This is a genomic window from Mucilaginibacter terrae, assembly GCF_042679325.1.
In the GTDB taxonomy this organism is placed as follows: Bacteria; Bacteroidota; Bacteroidia; order Sphingobacteriales; family Sphingobacteriaceae; genus Mucilaginibacter; species Mucilaginibacter terrae.
The window spans coordinates 42068-57972 of sequence record NZ_JBHTMJ010000016.1; the positions used below are offsets into that span (position 1 = coordinate 42068).

The following is a 15905-nucleotide window of genomic DNA, read 5'->3' on the forward strand; positions in this document are numbered from 1 at the left end:
ATAGAGAAATTGATGTATTTGAGCCAATAAGGGTTTAATTAAAGGATAAATTGAGGAATAACAAAGGATGAAATTTTTTGTTGTTTTTGTTGGGCTATTTCTTTAATCTATTGTATATTAAATAGTAACGTTGGTCTAACATGTGTAAGAGGTTGCTATTTGTAAGTTTAGGCTACACCTTTTGTTTGGTATGCGAACTCAAATGATCGAATTTGTGAAAACAAATAGCTTACTTTTACAACTCGTATAAATAGAATTCAAGCATGCTTTTTGAAGAGTATAAATATTTTAATTACCAATTTCCAGAGCCACAATATTTAGGGGCGAAGCACACTCTATTACCTTGGATAAAGCAATTTATTCCAAAAAACGTTAAATCAGCGATTGACGCTTTTGCTGGTTCACAGTCTGTTGGGTACCTTTTTAAACAGCAAGGTTATAAGGTCATCACAAATGACTTTTTGAATTTTAACAATCAGATCGGTATTGCGCTAATTGAAAATAAGAGCACCAAATTAGATAACAAAGATTTAGAGACTCTTTTCCAACCCGCTGCAAATAAAATCTATTTTGACTTAATAGAAAAAACATTTACAAATATATTCTTCGAGAAAGATGAGGCTAATTTTTTAGATAATTTTAGGGCCAACATTTCATTATTAGATAATGAAATTAAACAGGCACTAGCATTTGCAGTCATGAACCGCAGTATAACGAGAAAAATAACAATGGGGCATTTTGGACATACCCAAGCGTTAGTATATGCGAAAGATCCTGAAAGAATTAAACGTAACCGAAGCCTAATTAGGCCTGTGAAGGAAATCTTCGAGGAGATTCTACCAAAATACAACAATTCAATTTTTGACAACAAACAGGATAATAAAAGTTTCAATAAAAATATTCTAGAGTTACTACCTGAAATAGAAAACGTTGATTTAGTCTATTTTGATCCTCCATACTGTGATAGCCATGCAGATTATCAAGGCTTTTATCATTTATTGGAAACTTATACCGAATATTGGAAAGACAAAGATTTTATAAATGGGATAAAGCGTTATGACCCACAAAGATTTAGCGGATTTGATAAAAAAAGAGATGTTATTTCTTCTTTTGAAAAGTTATTTGAACTCTCTGAATCAATTCCCAATTGGTTAATTAGCTATAATAATCGAAGTTATCCAGGAATCGAGGAGTTTGAACGGCTAATTTCAAAATATAGAGATGTAAGTATAGAAACAAAAACATATCAAAACGGAAGAGGCGGGAAAGGAAGTGTTGCAGGTAGTCAAGAAATATTATTTGTTTGTAGTCCTAAGAAAAAGCACTATATTTCTAATAAACATAAAGAACAACTATTAAATGAAGGATTTTAATTACTGGGACAAATTACATAAAGACGAAGAGCTTGATGAATTTAGTAAAGATCCGACGGGAGTTTTATGGTTAAAAACAAAATCCATCACTAGAAAAGAATTAATAGCTGCATTTGCAAAATCCAATGATATTGTTTTAAAAGAAACGGCATTGGCAAAACAGTTTATTGAATTATTTAATGAACTAAGTTTCGACGTTGAAAAATCGAATATATCTTTAAATGAATTTATAAAATTACATAATAACAAACAATTAGAGACACTGGATACTAATCAATTAGTATCTGAATTATATAAGCTTAAGAATTTTGATTGGGGCGGTGACTACCAAAATTCGTTAGATAAATATTTAGTTAGTAGATATGTCAAAGTTCATAATCCTTCCTATGATAATTTACTTTCAAAGTTTGAATCCGAAATAAGTATAGCTGTTCAAGGGTATGTTTTGAACAGCTGGTATAATTATTGGAGCAGCATTCTTATTGAGCATATCTTCAAGTCTCATTCGGGCGTTTTGCCAACTGTGGGACAAATAAAGAGCGTTGACTTCTTTATTAATGATGTACCATTTGATTTAAAGGTAACATATTTACCTGCTGAATACATCAAAACAAAGCGCAAAAAAAATGGGTTGCCTGTTGAGCTTACTTTTTTGAAAAGGAAAGCTTTGGAAGCAAAAATAACCTTTGATAATAAAGCTAAATCATCAGATATTATCTATGAAATCGTTGAGAAAATGAAAGATAGAAATGATGAGTTTTGCTTAACTGTTCTCAAAACTTTGAAAGATGAAAAATTAGCAATTTTAAAGGAGGTTCAGGACAGCCCTCAAACTTTAGCAAAATGGCTTTACGAAAACCAAGGAGAAATGCGTTTTGGCTCGGAAAATCGTTTATTTCTTGTACTTGTTGACACAGAAGACTTTTCAAATTCTTGGAAGCTAAAAAGGAATATAGACCTTTTACGACCGACAATTTTATCATATTTGGACCACTTTAAGACAAAGAACATTGAGGACTTGGCTATATCGTTTGAGTTCAAAAGTAAATCGAGAGTGTTTACCGCTTTAACTGACGTGATTTATGTTGTAAAATAGGTAATTAAAGGGACTTAATGCCTATCTGCTGCCGCAAGCGGCACCAGTGGTTTGTTAAATATATATAAATAAGAACAATTTAATATTAATATGACCTGCTGCTGTCTCGCTTCGGAATGCGCACCTTGACTGCAACTATACAATTCAAATATTTGATCTACAAGCGGGATGCTTGCGGTAGCCAGATCACCCCATAAAAAAAGCCGCCCTTTCAGGCAGCTTTCCATATAAATATATATACACTATTTCTTCACCCAGCCGTCCTTCAACGTCACGGTGCGGTTAAACACCAGTTTTTCAGGCGTGCTGTGCTTATCCAACGTAAAATAACCTTTGCGTATAAACTGGTAACCTTTGCCCACTACAGCGCCGGCCAGGTCGTTTTCTACGTATGCGGTTATCACTTGCAGGCTGTCGGGGTTCAGGTCGTCTTTAAAGTCGCCTTCTTCGGCAGCGGGGTTTTCAGATTTAAACAGGCGGTCGTACAAACGCACTTCGGCAGTTTTAGCATGGGGTACACTCACCCAGTGAATGGTGCCTTTTACGTTAATGCCGCTGGTATCACTGCCCGATTTTGATTCGGGGATGTAGGTACAATGCACTTCGGTAACGTTGCCTTCGGCATCTTTCACAAAGCTTTCACACTTTACAATGTAAGCGTTCTTTAAACGCACCATGAGGCCTACACCCAGGCGGAAAAACTTTTTAGGCGGTACTTCCATAAAGTCTTCGCGCTCAATGTACAGCTCGCTGCTAAACGGTATATCGCGGCCACCTTCGCCACCTTCTACTTCGGGGTTGTTTTCGCCGTACAGGGTTTCGGTTTGGCCTTCGGGGTAATTGGTAATTACTAACTTAATAGGATCTAACACAGCCATACGGCGCCAGGCGGTTTTATTCAGGTCCTCACGGATGCAAAACTCCAGCAAACCTACATCAATGAGGTTTTCGCGCTTGGCTACGCCGATGCGTTCACAAAAATCGCGGATGGAAGCAGGGGTATAACCACGGCGGCGTAAACCGCTGATGGTTGGCATCCGCGGATCGTCCCAGTCTTCCACGTGCCCTTCATTTACCAGTTGCAGCAGCTTGCGCTTGCTCATTACGGTATAGGTAAGGTTCAAACGCGCCATTTCGTACTGGCGCGATGGGAAGATCTCCAGTTTATCTATAAACCACTCGTACAGCGGGCGGTGTGGTATAAACTCCAGCGTACAAATACTATGGGTAATTTCTTCAATAGCGTCCGATTGTCCGTGCGCGAAATCATACATGGGGTAAATGCACCATTTATCGCCAGTGCGGTGATGGTGCGCATGCCGTATGCGGTACATCAGCGGATCGCGCAGGTGCATGTTCGGTGATGCCAGATCCACTTTGGCACGCAATACTTTGGCGCCATCAGGATATTTACCGGCCTTCATATCTTCAAACAGTGCTACATTTTCCTCAATACTGCGGCTGCGGTACTGGTTTGGCGTGCCCGGCTCGGTAGGTGTGCCTTTTTGAGCGGCAATTTCTTCGGCCGTGCTGTCATCCACATAAGCCAAACCTTGTTTAATGAGGTTAAGGGCAAAGGCATATAATATGTCGAAATAATCGGATGCGTATAACTCGTTGGCCCATTCAAAGCCCAGCCAGCGCACATCTTCTTTTATACTCTCCACGTATTCGGTATCTTCGGTTACGGGGTTGGTATCATCAAAACGCAGGTTGGTATTGCCGTTGTAACGCTGCGCCAAGCCAAAGTTAAGGCAAATAGATTTGGCATGCCCAATATGCAGGTAACCATTAGGCTCGGGTGGAAAACGGGTATGCAGCCGGCTGTTGTGCTTACCGGTTGCCAGGTCGTTTTCTACAATTTCTTCTATAAAATTTAATGCTCTATCTTCGCTCATATACAGTACTGTCAAAGCAAAAGTAGCAAAAAATAGCACTTTTGAACAGGCAATAAGGCATTAGTGAAGCCCTGCAGACAAAAAATATTACTTCTAAATAATCGCAGTAATTATATTACTTGTATTTGAAGTTAAATAAATGTGTGCTAATTGCTATAATGTGACATTTTTTAGCATTTTTGTAGATAGCTACCTGTTTAAAATAGTTAACCCTAACGAGTAATTTGCTGATATGAAGAAAATTCTCATCATTGATGATGAAGTAAATACCGCGTTGTTACTGTCAAAGTTTTTGACACGTAATGGGTTTGATGTTACTACTGCATCCAGCGGTGCAAATGGGATGGAATACTTGAAAAGCGGCGATTTTAACCTGGTACTTTGCGATTACCGGCTGGAAGATACCGACGGGCGCGAAGTATTAAAGACCATCAAAACACAATATCCTAAAACCGGTGTAATTATTATTACCGGTTACTCCGATATAAAAATGGCCGTAGAACTCATTAAAATGGGTGCCTACGATTACATTACCAAGCCCCTTTACCCCGATGAAATTTTAACCACGGTTAATAAAGCCATTGAAACCCACCATGCTTTGTTGGAAGCTGCCGACCAGGAAGCAGCAGCCCCGGCAAGTGCAGCTAAAAGCAGTGGTAAAGAAACCCGCAAGCAGATCCTCTCTAATGAGTTTGTAAGCGGCAACAGCCGTGCCTCGCGCGATCTCTTAAGGCAGATAGAACTGGTATCGCCCACCAATTACAGTGTGATTATTATGGGCGAAAGCGGTACGGGTAAAGAATCGGTTGCCAAAAGCATCCACCTCAACAGTCCGCGTAAAGACCAGCCCTTTATAGCGATGGACTGCGGGTCGTTAACCAAAGAGCTGGCCCAAAGTGAATTCTTCGGTCACGAAAAGGGTTCGTTCACCGGCGCGCTGTATACCAAAATAGGCCACTTTGAAATGGCTAACGGTGGTACCTTGTTTTTAGATGAAGTAGGAAACTTATCGTATGATATACAAGCCGCCCTGTTACGTACCGTGCAGGAGCGCAAGGTAAAGCGCATAGGCTCTACCAAAGAAATCGACCTTGATGTCCGCATTATTGTGGCCACTAACGAAAACTTGCAGGATGCTATTCAAAAAGGCCGTTTTCGCGAAGACTTATATCACAGGTTTAACGAGTTCAGTATATACATGCCGCCACTGCGCGAGCGGGGTAACGATGTAATGCAGCTGGCAGGTCACTTTTTAAAGAGTGCCAATGGCGAACTGGGTCGCAACGTAACCGATTTTTCGCCCGAGGTGGTAGAATGCTTTATGAGTTACCGCTGGCAGGGAAATATCCGCGAGTTGAAGAACGTGGTACGCCGTGCTGCCTTAATGACCGAAGGCGACGAGATACAAATGAAGGCCCTGCCTTTAGAGATGCTGGCCTACAGTAAAATGTCGGGCATGGAGTCATCGATGGGTGGTGGCAACAACCATAGTAATGGACAAGAAGCCCCGGTGGTGAAAGAAGTGCGTCACGATTTAAAGAACGCCGCCCTCGAAGCTGAGTATGATACCATTTTAAAAGTACTGCGTGAGGTTAACTTCAATAAAACAAAAGCGGCCGAAATTTTAAAGATTGACCGCAAAACGCTTTACAATAAAATGAAGGCCATTAACCTGAGCAAATAAGCATTATGGAATCGGCGGCAAATAATAAACCTGCAAATGAGCAAGACCTGAGTATGATAAAGCACGACGTTAAAAATCAGCTTTCTAACATACACCTGGCCGTTGAACAGTTGCGTTACGAGGTGGAAAACCCAACCGAAGATTGCGTATTTTATATGGATACCATTGCTGCAAGCTGTGCAAAAATTGACAGTTTGATAAAAGATATATAGGACAGGCGCGCCGTCCTCTTATTTATTTGTAAAAGCGCCGAACATTTTGGCGCTTTTTTAATTTAACCTATTCAACATCAGCCATGCCGGTACTTAGCCATCAGCAGCGTAACAATATTATTTTAGTAAGCATAATTGTGCTGGGCTGCTTTTTGTTGTACGCCCTTAGTGCCATATTCAGTGCTATTTTGGGGGCCATTGTACTGTATGTAATGTTCAGGCCGCTCTACTTGAGTATAACTGAAAAGCGCGGCTGGAACAAGGGATTGTCGGCCCTGGTCATTATTGTTTTATCGCTTTTTGCTATTGTTATCCCGTTTTTGCTGCTGAGCATTTTGGTCATCAACAAAATCATCAGTTTTAAGAGTAATACACTGCCTATCGAATCGTGGGTGGATAAAATTGACATGTATACTTCCGAGTATATGAACCAGCCCCGTTTTGCTGAAGATACCCTGCACAAACTGGGTACTTATGCCGCCGATCTGTTTCCCTCGTTATTAGGCAGCGCAGCCAACATTATTTTAACACTGCTGGTAATGTATTTTATTCTCTATTTCATGCTGGCCGAGCTGCGCGAATTTGAAGCCGGGCTATTAAGATATGCGCCATTCAGTGAGCAGCATGCGCTTAAATTTGCCATGGCTTTGCGTAACGCTACCTACTCTAATGTGTTGGGGCAGGGCATTATTTCCCTGGTTCAAGGAGTGCTTTTGGCCAACGGTTTTTGGATCGTAGGTATCCCCGATGCTATATTTTGGGGGGTTATAGCCACCTTTATTTCATTTTTACCGGTGGTAGGTGCGCCAACTTTATCTATTCCGGCAGGTATTTATCTTATGCTGCTTGGGCGTACCTGGGCGGGCATTGGTATTATGGCCTACGGGTTGCTGTTCATTGGTAATTTAGATCATGTGTTGCGCATGGTGATCAACAAACGTATTGCCAACACACATCCTATCATTTCCATTATAGGCGTATTTATAGGTATTCCGTTATTTGGTATTTTGGGATTAGTTTTTGGGCCGGTACTGTTATCGTACTTTATACTCATGACGGAGATCTACCAAACTAACCGCCTGGCGGCCGACAGATTGGAACGGATACGAACGGTACCCGGCGAATAATAAATTTTAAAATCGGCATAAACAAACGCTTAGCTTAGCCGTTAACTACTATAACTGATTACAACAACATAAATTTTAATCACCATGAATACAAAAGACGTTCAAAACCTGATCAACAAAATACCAAGCTTTGCTGAAAAATTGCCGGGCTTAACCAACAAACTTAAAAAAGAAGAAGGTTTGGGCGATGGTACCAAAGTAGTACTGGCTTTAATTGCCGGTTTAGCTGCAGGTGCTGCCCTGGGTATATTATTCGCTCCCGAAAAAGGTGCCGAAACCCGCGATAAGTTATCAGAATCATTAAGTAACCTTAGTGATACTATTAAAGAAACCGCTGCTGCCGAAATTGACAAACTTTCGAGCTTGAAAACTAAAGTGGTTGATAACATTAAAACCAAGATCAGCGGTGAAGAAGCCGAGTACCAGGACGATTTGGAACACGCATAAATTTTAACGATCACGGTGGTGTAAGCCACTGCGATGAATACCCTATTTAGATGGAAGAGAACAAAGAAGCTGAACAACCGCCACAACCCAATATTCTGGACCAGCTAAAGGATTACGTTGAAACACGTGTTACGCTGGGTAAGTATAAAGCTATTGAAAAAAGCACATCGGTTGCAGCCAGTTTGGTTACTGTTGTAGTTGTGGCTTTTAGCGCTATCATGACGTTCATGTTTTTCACCTTTACTATTGCCCTGCTTTTGGGTGATTTGTTAGGTGCGGCATGGAAAGGATTTGGCATAGTAACTTTATTTTATTTGCTGATAGCCATTATTGCTATAGCGGCCAAATCAACCATTGAAAAGCCCATTGTTAACCTGCTGATTAGCAAAATATTTAAATAGCCATGGATATTCCCGTTAAAAACATATTCGACCTGCAGGCAGAGATCATTAGGTTGGAAAAAGTAAGACAGGAGCAGGAGATGGTTTTAAAGCAGCGCTTTAGCAGTCCGTCGGCAATCATTTCTTCTATCCGTTCTATATTTCCTAAGGCCCCCGAGGGCGAAGGTAGCAGCGGCGGCATAGGCTCGTTCTTCTCGCCCGACTTGTTAAGTTTGGTATCGAGGTTCGTTATTCCTATCGCCTTAAATAAAACGCTGTTTAAAAAATCGAACTTTTTGATCAAAACTATTGTGGGCCTGGTGTCGCAAAAAGCATCTACCTATATTAGTGAAGATTCGGTAACCTCGGTTTGGGGACGTGTAAAATCACTGTTTGGTAAAAAGCCATCAACAGCGCGTAAAGCGTCAACCGTTAAAGAACCCGTTCCGGTATTAAAGGTACCCGTGGTAAAAGAGCCGGTCTATAAACCGTCTTTATAAAAAAATTTAATAATGGAAGTTGATTGGCGCAAGCTGATCAACTTTTTTGTTGACAGGTTATTATGGCAATTTCTATTAATTCCTAAAATTCCGTTTCAGCTAATATTCTTTACTACTTTTGCATTTTTAAAATTTACGAGTGGGAAAAGATAAGTTAAAGCGCTTTGCCGAAATAGAAACATTTAGCAATGTAGTACAGTTAGAAGCCGGCATACCGTATAAAAGTCAATGGGCAGCGGAGTTTTTTAAAAACAATAACCCTGTAGTGCTGGAACTGGCTTGCGGCAAAGGCGAATACACCGTTAACCTGGCACAACTATTTCCCGAAAAAAACTTTATTGGTATAGATTATAAAGGCAACCGCATTTGGCGGGGTGCCAAAACAGCTATTGAAGAAGGGATTAACAATGTGGGTTTCCTGCGTATTCAAATAGAAAAGCTAAACGAGTTCTTCGCACCAAACGAGATAGATGAGATCTGGATCACTTTCCCCGATCCTCAACCCCAGTTGAGCCGCGAAAAGAAACGTTTGACCTCGCCCCGCTTTTTAGAACTGTATAAGCAAATACTCCGCCCAGGCGCTTTTATTAACCTGAAAACCGATAACGACGACCTGCATGCCTACACTGCTGAAAAGATAGCAGAACGCGGTCTCAAACTGCATGTACGTACCGAAGACCTGTACCACTCGCCGTATGCTGATGAGGTACTCAACATTAAAACTTATTATGAAAAGAAGTATTTAAAGGATAATAAGAGCATCAACTACCTCAAATTTTCGTTAGAATAACATTATGGCCGCCGATCCTAACTTTACCAATCATGTTTTTGAAATAGCCCGGCAGATCCCGGCAGGCAGGGTAGCATCATACGGGGCTATTGCCAGGTTTTTAGGTGTGGCTAACTGGTCGCGCAAGGTGGGTCATGCTATGGGTGAAGTTGGCGGCGTAGAGCCACCGGTTCCGTATCAGCGGGTGGTAAATAGCACAGGGCGTTTAACCGGCGGTACCTCGGGCATTGAGCACCGCGCTAAACTACTGGCCACCGAAGGCGTTACCGTAATAGGGGATAAAGTGCAGGACTTTAAAAACGTTTTTTGGGATCCATCCAAAGAACTGAATTACTAATATATGCGCTAACCGCGCGAAGCAACCAATCAACTATTCAACCACTTTACTACTCACCAACAAATGGCACAACTTGTAGAAGAATTTAACGCCTATCGTACCAAAATGAACGATAGGATTATGGACACGGCCAATACCAACATCAAACGCTTTTTTGCCTTAGATACCACCACTTACGCCGATGGCGCCCTCGATGTAAAAACCAAGGAAATGCTGGGTTTGGTAGCCAGCATGGTACTTCGCTGCGACGATTGCATTAAATACCACTTAGGCAAAGCCCACGAAGCCGGCGTAAACCATGCCGAAATGAACGAGATATTTATGATTGCCAACCTCGTAGGCGGTTCCATTGTGATTCCGCATTATCGCAGGGCGGTAGAGTATTGGGACGAGTTAAATGGTGCTTCTTAGTTTTTAGTCGAGAGTTTTAAGTCAAAAGTTTTTAGTTATTTAGTTTCCATATGGGAACATTTAGAGACCTAGTCGCATACAAAAAAGCATTTGCCTTATCAATGGAGATCTTTTGGCTAACCAAAGGTTTCCCTAAGGAGGAAACGTATAGCTTAGTAGACCAGATCAGGCGTTCATCGCGTTCGGTATTTGCCTGCATTGCGGAGGCTTATAAAAAGCGGAGATACCCCAATCATTTTGTAAGCAAGTTAACCGATTCGGACATGGAATGTGGCGAAACACAAGCATGGTTAGATGCTTGCCTAGCCTGTAATTATTTAACAAAAGAAAAGGTTGAGGAGCTTAACCTGCAATGCGGGGAGGTGTCCCGATTGTTAAACTATATGATAAATCATCCTGAAAAGTTTCAATAACTATGGAAACCACTCTTGACTTAAAACTTAAGACTCCCGACTCAAGACTCAATACTGAAGTTACTATTCCCAATTACCCATTCGAACCTGACGATAGTGTAGGAAATCCTATTTTCCGTATTCAGCGGGATGATTGTGTGGAGACTTATAAGAAATCTGATTTTTTGATCGCCCATCGTAAGGAGTATTACTTTATGGCGCTGGTGAAAGCGGGCAGCAGCAGGCATTGGATTGATACCGTACCTTACGTTATTAAACCCAACGCCTTTTACTTTACCATTCCGCACCAGGTGCATTTAAAGGAGGAGGTTAAGCCCTTTACCGGTATCAGCTTAGGGATTACCGAAGAGTTTTTAGCATTGGATGAAAGCGGGTCGCTTAAAAATTTGCCTATCATACAAAATCCCGATAACGGTCATGAATTGATATTAAGTGATGCAGATTTGCTATTTGTAGAAGATCTGCTCGAAAAGATGCTGGTAGAGTATAACACCAAAAACAACTGGCAAAACACCATGCTACTGGCTTATACCAAGGTATTGCTCATTTACCTGAGCCGGTTATACGAGCAGCAATTTAGCATGGTAACAGCGCAGCCAAACCGCTTGCTGCTAAAAAGTTATCTATCAAAAATTGAAGAGTGGTACACCCGTTTGCACGATGTGGCGGCTTATGCCGGTATGATGAATGTTTCGGCAGGGCACCTGAGCGAACTGATAAAAGAGCAAAGCGGTAAACCTGCCATTGTACACATTCACGAACGTTTAATTGTGGAAGCCAAACGGCTGCTTTTTCATACCGATCAGTCTATTAAAGAAATAGCTTACGCATTAGGTTTTGAGGATGCCTCTTACTTTAACCGCTTTTTTAAACGCATTGCCTTAACTACCCCGGCCCACTACCGGAGCAGCATCCGCAAAATGTACCATTGAAACCAGTTTATGTGCTGTTAGTGTTAATGCATAGGCTTATACCTTTGTATTATAAATACAAACACAAACATGAAAACAGTATTAATAACAGGAGCCAATAAAAGCATTGGTTTTGAAAGTGCCAGGATATTGGCTAAAAATGGATATTTTGTGTACCTGGGTGCACGTGATGCCGCTAAAGGAAAAGAAGCTGCTGCCAAATTACACGCCGAAGGTTTAACTAATGTAGAGCCTATACAAATTGATGTAACCGATAAAGCATCTATTAAAGCCGCCCAAAAAAGCCTGGCCGAAAAACAAGCATCGCTGGATGTATTGATCAACAACGCCGGTATTTTAGGCAGTTGGGAGCAAAGTGCGCAGGATGTAGACGTTAATATAATCCGCGAAGTGTTCGATACCAATTACTTCGGCGTAATTAACGTAACCCAGGCATTTTTACCGCTGCTCAAAAAATCGGATGCCCCGGTGATCGTCAACGTTACCTCGGGTTTAGGCTCACTTACCCTGCACAGCGACCCTAATTCTAAGTTCTACCCTGTTAAAACAGCCGCCTACGGCCCATCTAAAACGGCTTTAAACGCTTTTACCGTGGTATTGGCTTACGAGCTGCGCGATACTAATTTTAAAGTAAACGCTATTGACCCGGGTTATACCGCTACCGATTTTAATAATAACCAGGGACCGTTCAAGGTAGAAGATTCGGCAGCCTTTGTAGTGAAATACGCCATGTTAGGCACCGATGGGCCAACCGGTAAATTCTTTAGTCATGATGTGCCCGAAAACAACAACGAGTGCCCCTGGTAAACCAGAGTTGACCAAGCATTACTATGTGGCGGCTCCACACCTTATGCCCGTTATACCTGTAAGCATGGGGGAACCCGAAGGAGAAGCCGGAAGATAAATGGGTATGATGATACGGGCACCTGTAAAAGTGAGGTGCCCGTATCAATAGTTTGGTTATTGGGTGGCTCCTTGCGGGTTAAGTGAAGTTTAGCTTAATTTCCAGTCGGGGCGTTCAAAGTGGCAGGTGTAGCCATAAGGGTTTTTTTGCAGGTAGTCCTGGTGTTCGGCTTCGGCGTTCCAAAAGTCGGAAGCGGGTACCACTTCGGTCACCACTTTACCGGGCCATACACCCGAAGCGTCCATTTCGGCTATCAGAACGTTGGCCGTATCGCGCTGCTCATCGTTCAGGTAAAATATGGCCGACCGGTACGACATACCCATATCATTACCCTGCCTGTTGCGGGTAGTAGGATCGTGGATCTGGAAAAAATATTCGAGCAATTTGCGGTAGCTTAGCTGTGCCGGGTCAAACTCAATGGCTATGCCCTCGGCATGCGTGCCATGGTTGCGGTAAGTAGCATTAGGCACATCGCCACCGGTGTAACCCACCACGGTAGAGGTAACACCCGGGTAATGCCTGATCAGTTCTTCTACCCCCCAAAAGCAACCACCGGCCAAAATAGCCTTTTCTGTATTCATATAGCTTGTTGTTTAATGGTTATTGTGAGCAATTATAAGCGGTTAAACACTCAAATTGTTTACACAAAAATAAGGGTTTGGTGGGATGGATTTATGGGAGGAGGGTCATAAATGGGGGGGACGATGCGCTACGACAAAGACATATAAGCTGTAATGACTGCACAGATAAAGTTGATGAAGGGACAGCGAAATTCGAACCAAGAATTGTGAGGATATCAGATCAGAAAAATAAGCAAAGAGCATTGACATTCAGTGGTATCAGGATTTGGCACACGCGACAAGCGTGCGCCAGCAAAGGTTTTACATCAATATCCTTAATAAATGCTAAATCGAAATTCGCAATCTTTTAACACGAATATCATTCCCAATTATAAAGCGTTCAAAATCTTCCTTGTCAAGTCCTAATACCTCGTAAAGTTCTTCTAAAGTATAACCCATATCCGTATTAAATACTTTAATTATTTTTTTGAATAGTGCAGGCTCATCAAGGTACACATCCGATTTTTCAACCCGGCGTTCGTCAAAACGACTAAGTTCGTTTAGCATATTAATATATTTACCTTTATGAATTGTTCCGAGTGCATTAGCTCTCACAATCAATGAGCTTTTTGAAGCTTTCCAGTATTGTTTTAAATCTGACAGTTTTCCGTAAGTTATGTATAGCAAATCTCGCCTTATTTCATTCTCAGGCATTAAAAATTCTGACGCAAAGCGGTTAGCTTCATTCTCAACATCAATAACCTCTTCTATGTAAGATCCAAACGGAATATGCATTACCATGTGTCCAAGTTCATGGGCAATAGTAAATCGCTTACGATAATTCGGCATTTCGGCATTGACTACTAACACCTTCTGGTTTGATTCAGTTATAATAGTTGTACCATCGAATGTCTCAGGTGCGTTTGGAAGAAAATATACAATCACTCCATTCTTTTCAAAAATACGAATCAAATCATCAAGAGGCCCTTTGGGCGCATTTATGAAAGCTCTTGTTTTTTGTGCTATTATTTCAGGCGTTTGTCCATTTCTAGTAGATACCTCGGGAAACTTGAATTCAGGTAGATCTACTTCTTTTAATAGCGAATTGAACCACATTCTAATTAGGTCAAAAGTAGCTTCTAGCTTGTAAAGCTCCTTTTTTGGCATAGATGCTTTCTTCCGATAAAAATATTCGGCCTGACTGACCAACGGTTCTTCTCTATAAAAGAAACTTTCAGGAAATTTCAATTCCTCGGCTATTTGTTTGATTAGTTCTGTTGGGATTGGCAATATCCCTTTTTCCATTCGGGAATAGTTGCCTTGACTCTGCATACTAATCGCATTAGTAAGCTCCTTTTGTGTGTAACCTCTTGCTTCCCTTGCAAGGGTTAGCATTTTATAGTTTACAGTCATTTAGTATTTTTTAAATAAGGGAGTGCTAGCTCCCTTAAAGCTTAAGAACCCTCAATGTCCTTCTTTTTGCTTTTTGGCTGAACTGTCAAATCTGCATCGTCAGGTACTGCTGTAACAGCAGGGTTTGTAACTTGCGTAATATAACCATTCACCAAAACCCTTAAGTTGGATATCCATTCAATCTGTTTTTCAACGATTTGTACAGCATAAATACGTTTAAGCTGCTCCCATGTCCTGTCGACCACATAGCCAACATGAACAATAATAGGTTGGCCTGGAAAGTTTAGTTTGCTTTGCGTAACAAGCATTTCAGAATTATTTGTCTTCACATTCGATGGTCTACCTGCATTATCTAATTTTTTAAATAAAAAAACATAATTACTAATAAATAGCCCGAATCTGTTGTAACTCAATTTTTTTATCTGATCGCCATATGTATCAAAGAGCAATCCTTTAATTTGTTCATGCATACGTATTGACTTAGATAAATGATTCAAGTATTCCGGGTGTCTTCGGTTGATTTCATTAGTCATATTTGTATGGGCTGTCTCAATTAACCCCACCAAAACAGGAATGTTCTGTTTAATTTCCTGTTCAAATTTTACCTGTTCCGGATGTAAATCTGGAACTTCTTCATCGCTCTTGCGACTGTCAAATAAATTTCTTATCTTTGTCATCACTAAAAAATTATGTTAATAATAGCTGGTACTGTCAATATCAGCGTTTATGGACGACCTCATAAGATCTTTAAAACCACTCACTAGCATGGGTGGTTTTTTTGTGTCCGATACAAATGTATAAATATTTTTTCATTAAAAACTGTAAATATTTTATAATGTATTTCTGTAGGCCTATTACTCCTCATGTTGCTCACGTGTGCCACCTGATTTAAAGTAGCAAGATGATTACAATCACTCACCTACATGGACCCTCTGCTTAATCAAGCCTTCGTTATAAAGCGCACGGTAAATTTTGATACCGCTAAGTCGTCAGATATAACAAATATTTTTGCGGAAGTTGTAAGACAGCATAATTACAAGATAACCAAGCATACAGAACTTTTAGTAAAGTTTGAAGGTTTAGGTCTTAAGCCTGTTTCAAGACATGAGGCAGCTTATTACATGGAAGAAGGAAAACTTGAAATAGTTGCACAAGTCGGTAGTTTATCATTAAACTTCACATATACTATGAACTTTGCTGCGGAAGTTTATATGCTGAGCATTCCGACTTTAGTTGGGGTATTAGTTAACCATTGGGTCTTGATAGCAAGTGCATTTTTAATTTTAAATGGATTACATACTTTCAAAGTAATTAAGACATCAGCAGAAAAAATGCTTGCTCAAACTTGTGAAAATGCTATGATACATAATATGCCTACTTACTCGTCAACTGTTTCCAGCTTGCCAACCAAGGACAAATAATTTAAAC

The 15905-nt window shown here is 40.9% G+C and carries 19 protein-coding genes; 15 read left to right on the plus strand and 4 right to left on the minus strand.

Annotated features, from left to right (window positions below; translation table 11 throughout):
• Positions 1–263 precede the first annotated feature (263 nt).
• Both ACFQ3S_RS15975 and ACFQ3S_RS15980 read left to right on the plus strand, forming a co-directional pair.
• Positions 264–1373 carry a DNA adenine methylase gene (locus ACFQ3S_RS15975; RefSeq protein ID WP_377166266.1) on the plus strand — a complete coding sequence of 370 codons (1110 nt, stop codon included), beginning with the start codon at positions 264–266 and terminating at the stop codon, positions 1371–1373.
• Positions 1360–2469, plus strand: a complete 1110-nt coding sequence (locus ACFQ3S_RS15980; RefSeq protein WP_377166268.1) for a hypothetical protein — start codon at positions 1360–1362, stop codon at positions 2467–2469. The genes ACFQ3S_RS15975 and ACFQ3S_RS15980 overlap by 14 nt, the downstream gene beginning before the upstream one ends.
• A 242-nt stretch (positions 2470–2711) precedes the next feature.
• Here the strand turns inward: ACFQ3S_RS15980 and ACFQ3S_RS15985 are convergent, their stop codons facing one another.
• Entirely contained in the window at positions 2712–4367 is a 1656-nt protein-coding gene (locus ACFQ3S_RS15985) for a glutamine--tRNA ligase/YqeY domain fusion protein (RefSeq protein ID WP_377166270.1), read from the minus strand.
• Between the two features lie 232 nt (positions 4368–4599).
• Between ACFQ3S_RS15985 and ACFQ3S_RS15990 the strand changes: the two genes are divergently transcribed.
• The 12 genes from ACFQ3S_RS15990 (at position 4600) to ACFQ3S_RS16045 (ending at position 12407) form a co-directional block, all read left to right on the plus strand.
• A complete protein-coding gene (locus ACFQ3S_RS15990) occupies positions 4600–6051 on the plus strand; it encodes a sigma-54-dependent transcriptional regulator (protein WP_377166272.1) in 1452 nt (483 codons plus the stop codon).
• 5 nt (positions 6052–6056) lie between these two features.
• A complete protein-coding gene (locus ACFQ3S_RS15995; RefSeq protein ID WP_377166274.1) occupies positions 6057–6263 on the plus strand; it encodes a hypothetical protein in 207 nt (68 codons plus the stop codon).
• Positions 6264–6346: 83 nt separating this feature from the next.
• Complete coding sequence (locus tag ACFQ3S_RS16000; RefSeq protein WP_377166276.1) at positions 6347–7390, plus strand: AI-2E family transporter; 1044 nt, start codon at positions 6347–6349, stop codon at positions 7388–7390.
• Positions 7391–7474: 84 nt separating this feature from the next.
• Entirely contained in the window at positions 7475–7837 is a 363-nt protein-coding gene (locus ACFQ3S_RS16005; protein ID WP_377166278.1) for a YtxH domain-containing protein, read from the plus strand.
• 50 nt (positions 7838–7887) lie between these two features.
• Positions 7888–8238: a phage holin family protein gene (locus tag ACFQ3S_RS16010; protein ID WP_377166280.1), complete on the plus strand. Its 351-nt coding sequence runs from the start codon at positions 7888–7890 to the stop codon at positions 8236–8238.
• Positions 8239–8240: 2 nt separating this feature from the next.
• Positions 8241–8717: a hypothetical protein gene (locus tag ACFQ3S_RS16015; protein WP_377166282.1), complete on the plus strand. Its 477-nt coding sequence runs from the start codon at positions 8241–8243 to the stop codon at positions 8715–8717.
• 139 nt (positions 8718–8856) lie between these two features.
• The gene (trmB, locus tag ACFQ3S_RS16020) at positions 8857–9507 is read left to right on the plus strand and encodes a tRNA (guanosine(46)-N7)-methyltransferase TrmB (protein ID WP_377166284.1); all 651 of its coding nucleotides are present in this window, start codon (positions 8857–8859) and stop codon (positions 9505–9507) included.
• A 4-nt stretch (positions 9508–9511) separates the two neighbouring features.
• The gene (locus ACFQ3S_RS16025) at positions 9512–9844 is read left to right on the plus strand and encodes an MGMT family protein (RefSeq protein WP_377166286.1); all 333 of its coding nucleotides are present in this window, start codon (positions 9512–9514) and stop codon (positions 9842–9844) included.
• Between the two features lie 63 nt (positions 9845–9907).
• Entirely contained in the window at positions 9908–10255 is a 348-nt protein-coding gene (locus ACFQ3S_RS16030) for a carboxymuconolactone decarboxylase family protein (RefSeq protein WP_377166288.1), read from the plus strand.
• A gap of 50 nt (positions 10256–10305) precedes the next feature.
• Positions 10306–10668, plus strand: coding sequence for a four helix bundle protein (locus ACFQ3S_RS16035; RefSeq protein ID WP_377166290.1), 363 nt, complete (start codon positions 10306–10308; stop codon positions 10666–10668).
• A gap of 2 nt (positions 10669–10670) precedes the next feature.
• Positions 10671–11600: a helix-turn-helix domain-containing protein gene (locus tag ACFQ3S_RS16040; RefSeq protein ID WP_377166292.1), complete on the plus strand. Its 930-nt coding sequence runs from the start codon at positions 10671–10673 to the stop codon at positions 11598–11600.
• A 69-nt stretch (positions 11601–11669) separates the two neighbouring features.
• A complete protein-coding gene (locus ACFQ3S_RS16045; protein ID WP_377166294.1) occupies positions 11670–12407 on the plus strand; it encodes an SDR family oxidoreductase in 738 nt (245 codons plus the stop codon).
• A 186-nt stretch (positions 12408–12593) separates the two neighbouring features.
• On the opposite strand, the gene msrA is transcribed toward ACFQ3S_RS16045, so the two are convergent.
• The 3 genes from msrA to ACFQ3S_RS16060 all read right to left on the minus strand — a co-directional run bounded on the left by msrA (position 12594) and on the right by ACFQ3S_RS16060 (position 15154).
• A complete protein-coding gene (msrA, locus tag ACFQ3S_RS16050) occupies positions 12594–13085 on the minus strand; it encodes a peptide-methionine (S)-S-oxide reductase MsrA (RefSeq protein ID WP_377166296.1) in 492 nt (163 codons plus the stop codon).
• A 324-nt stretch (positions 13086–13409) separates the two neighbouring features.
• Complete coding sequence (locus ACFQ3S_RS16055) at positions 13410–14477, minus strand: helix-turn-helix domain-containing protein (protein ID WP_377166298.1); 1068 nt, start codon at positions 14475–14477, stop codon at positions 13410–13412.
• A 41-nt stretch (positions 14478–14518) separates the two neighbouring features.
• Positions 14519–15154 (minus strand): hypothetical protein, encoded by a 636-nt coding sequence (locus tag ACFQ3S_RS16060; protein WP_377166300.1) that lies wholly within the window; start codon positions 15152–15154, stop codon positions 14519–14521.
• Positions 15155–15400: 246 nt separating this feature from the next.
• Here ACFQ3S_RS16060 and ACFQ3S_RS16065 point away from each other — a divergent pair, with 246 nt between their 5' ends.
• Positions 15401–15898 (plus strand): hypothetical protein, encoded by a 498-nt coding sequence (locus ACFQ3S_RS16065; RefSeq protein ID WP_377166302.1) that lies wholly within the window; start codon positions 15401–15403, stop codon positions 15896–15898.
• Positions 15899–15905: the final 7 nt, after the last annotated feature.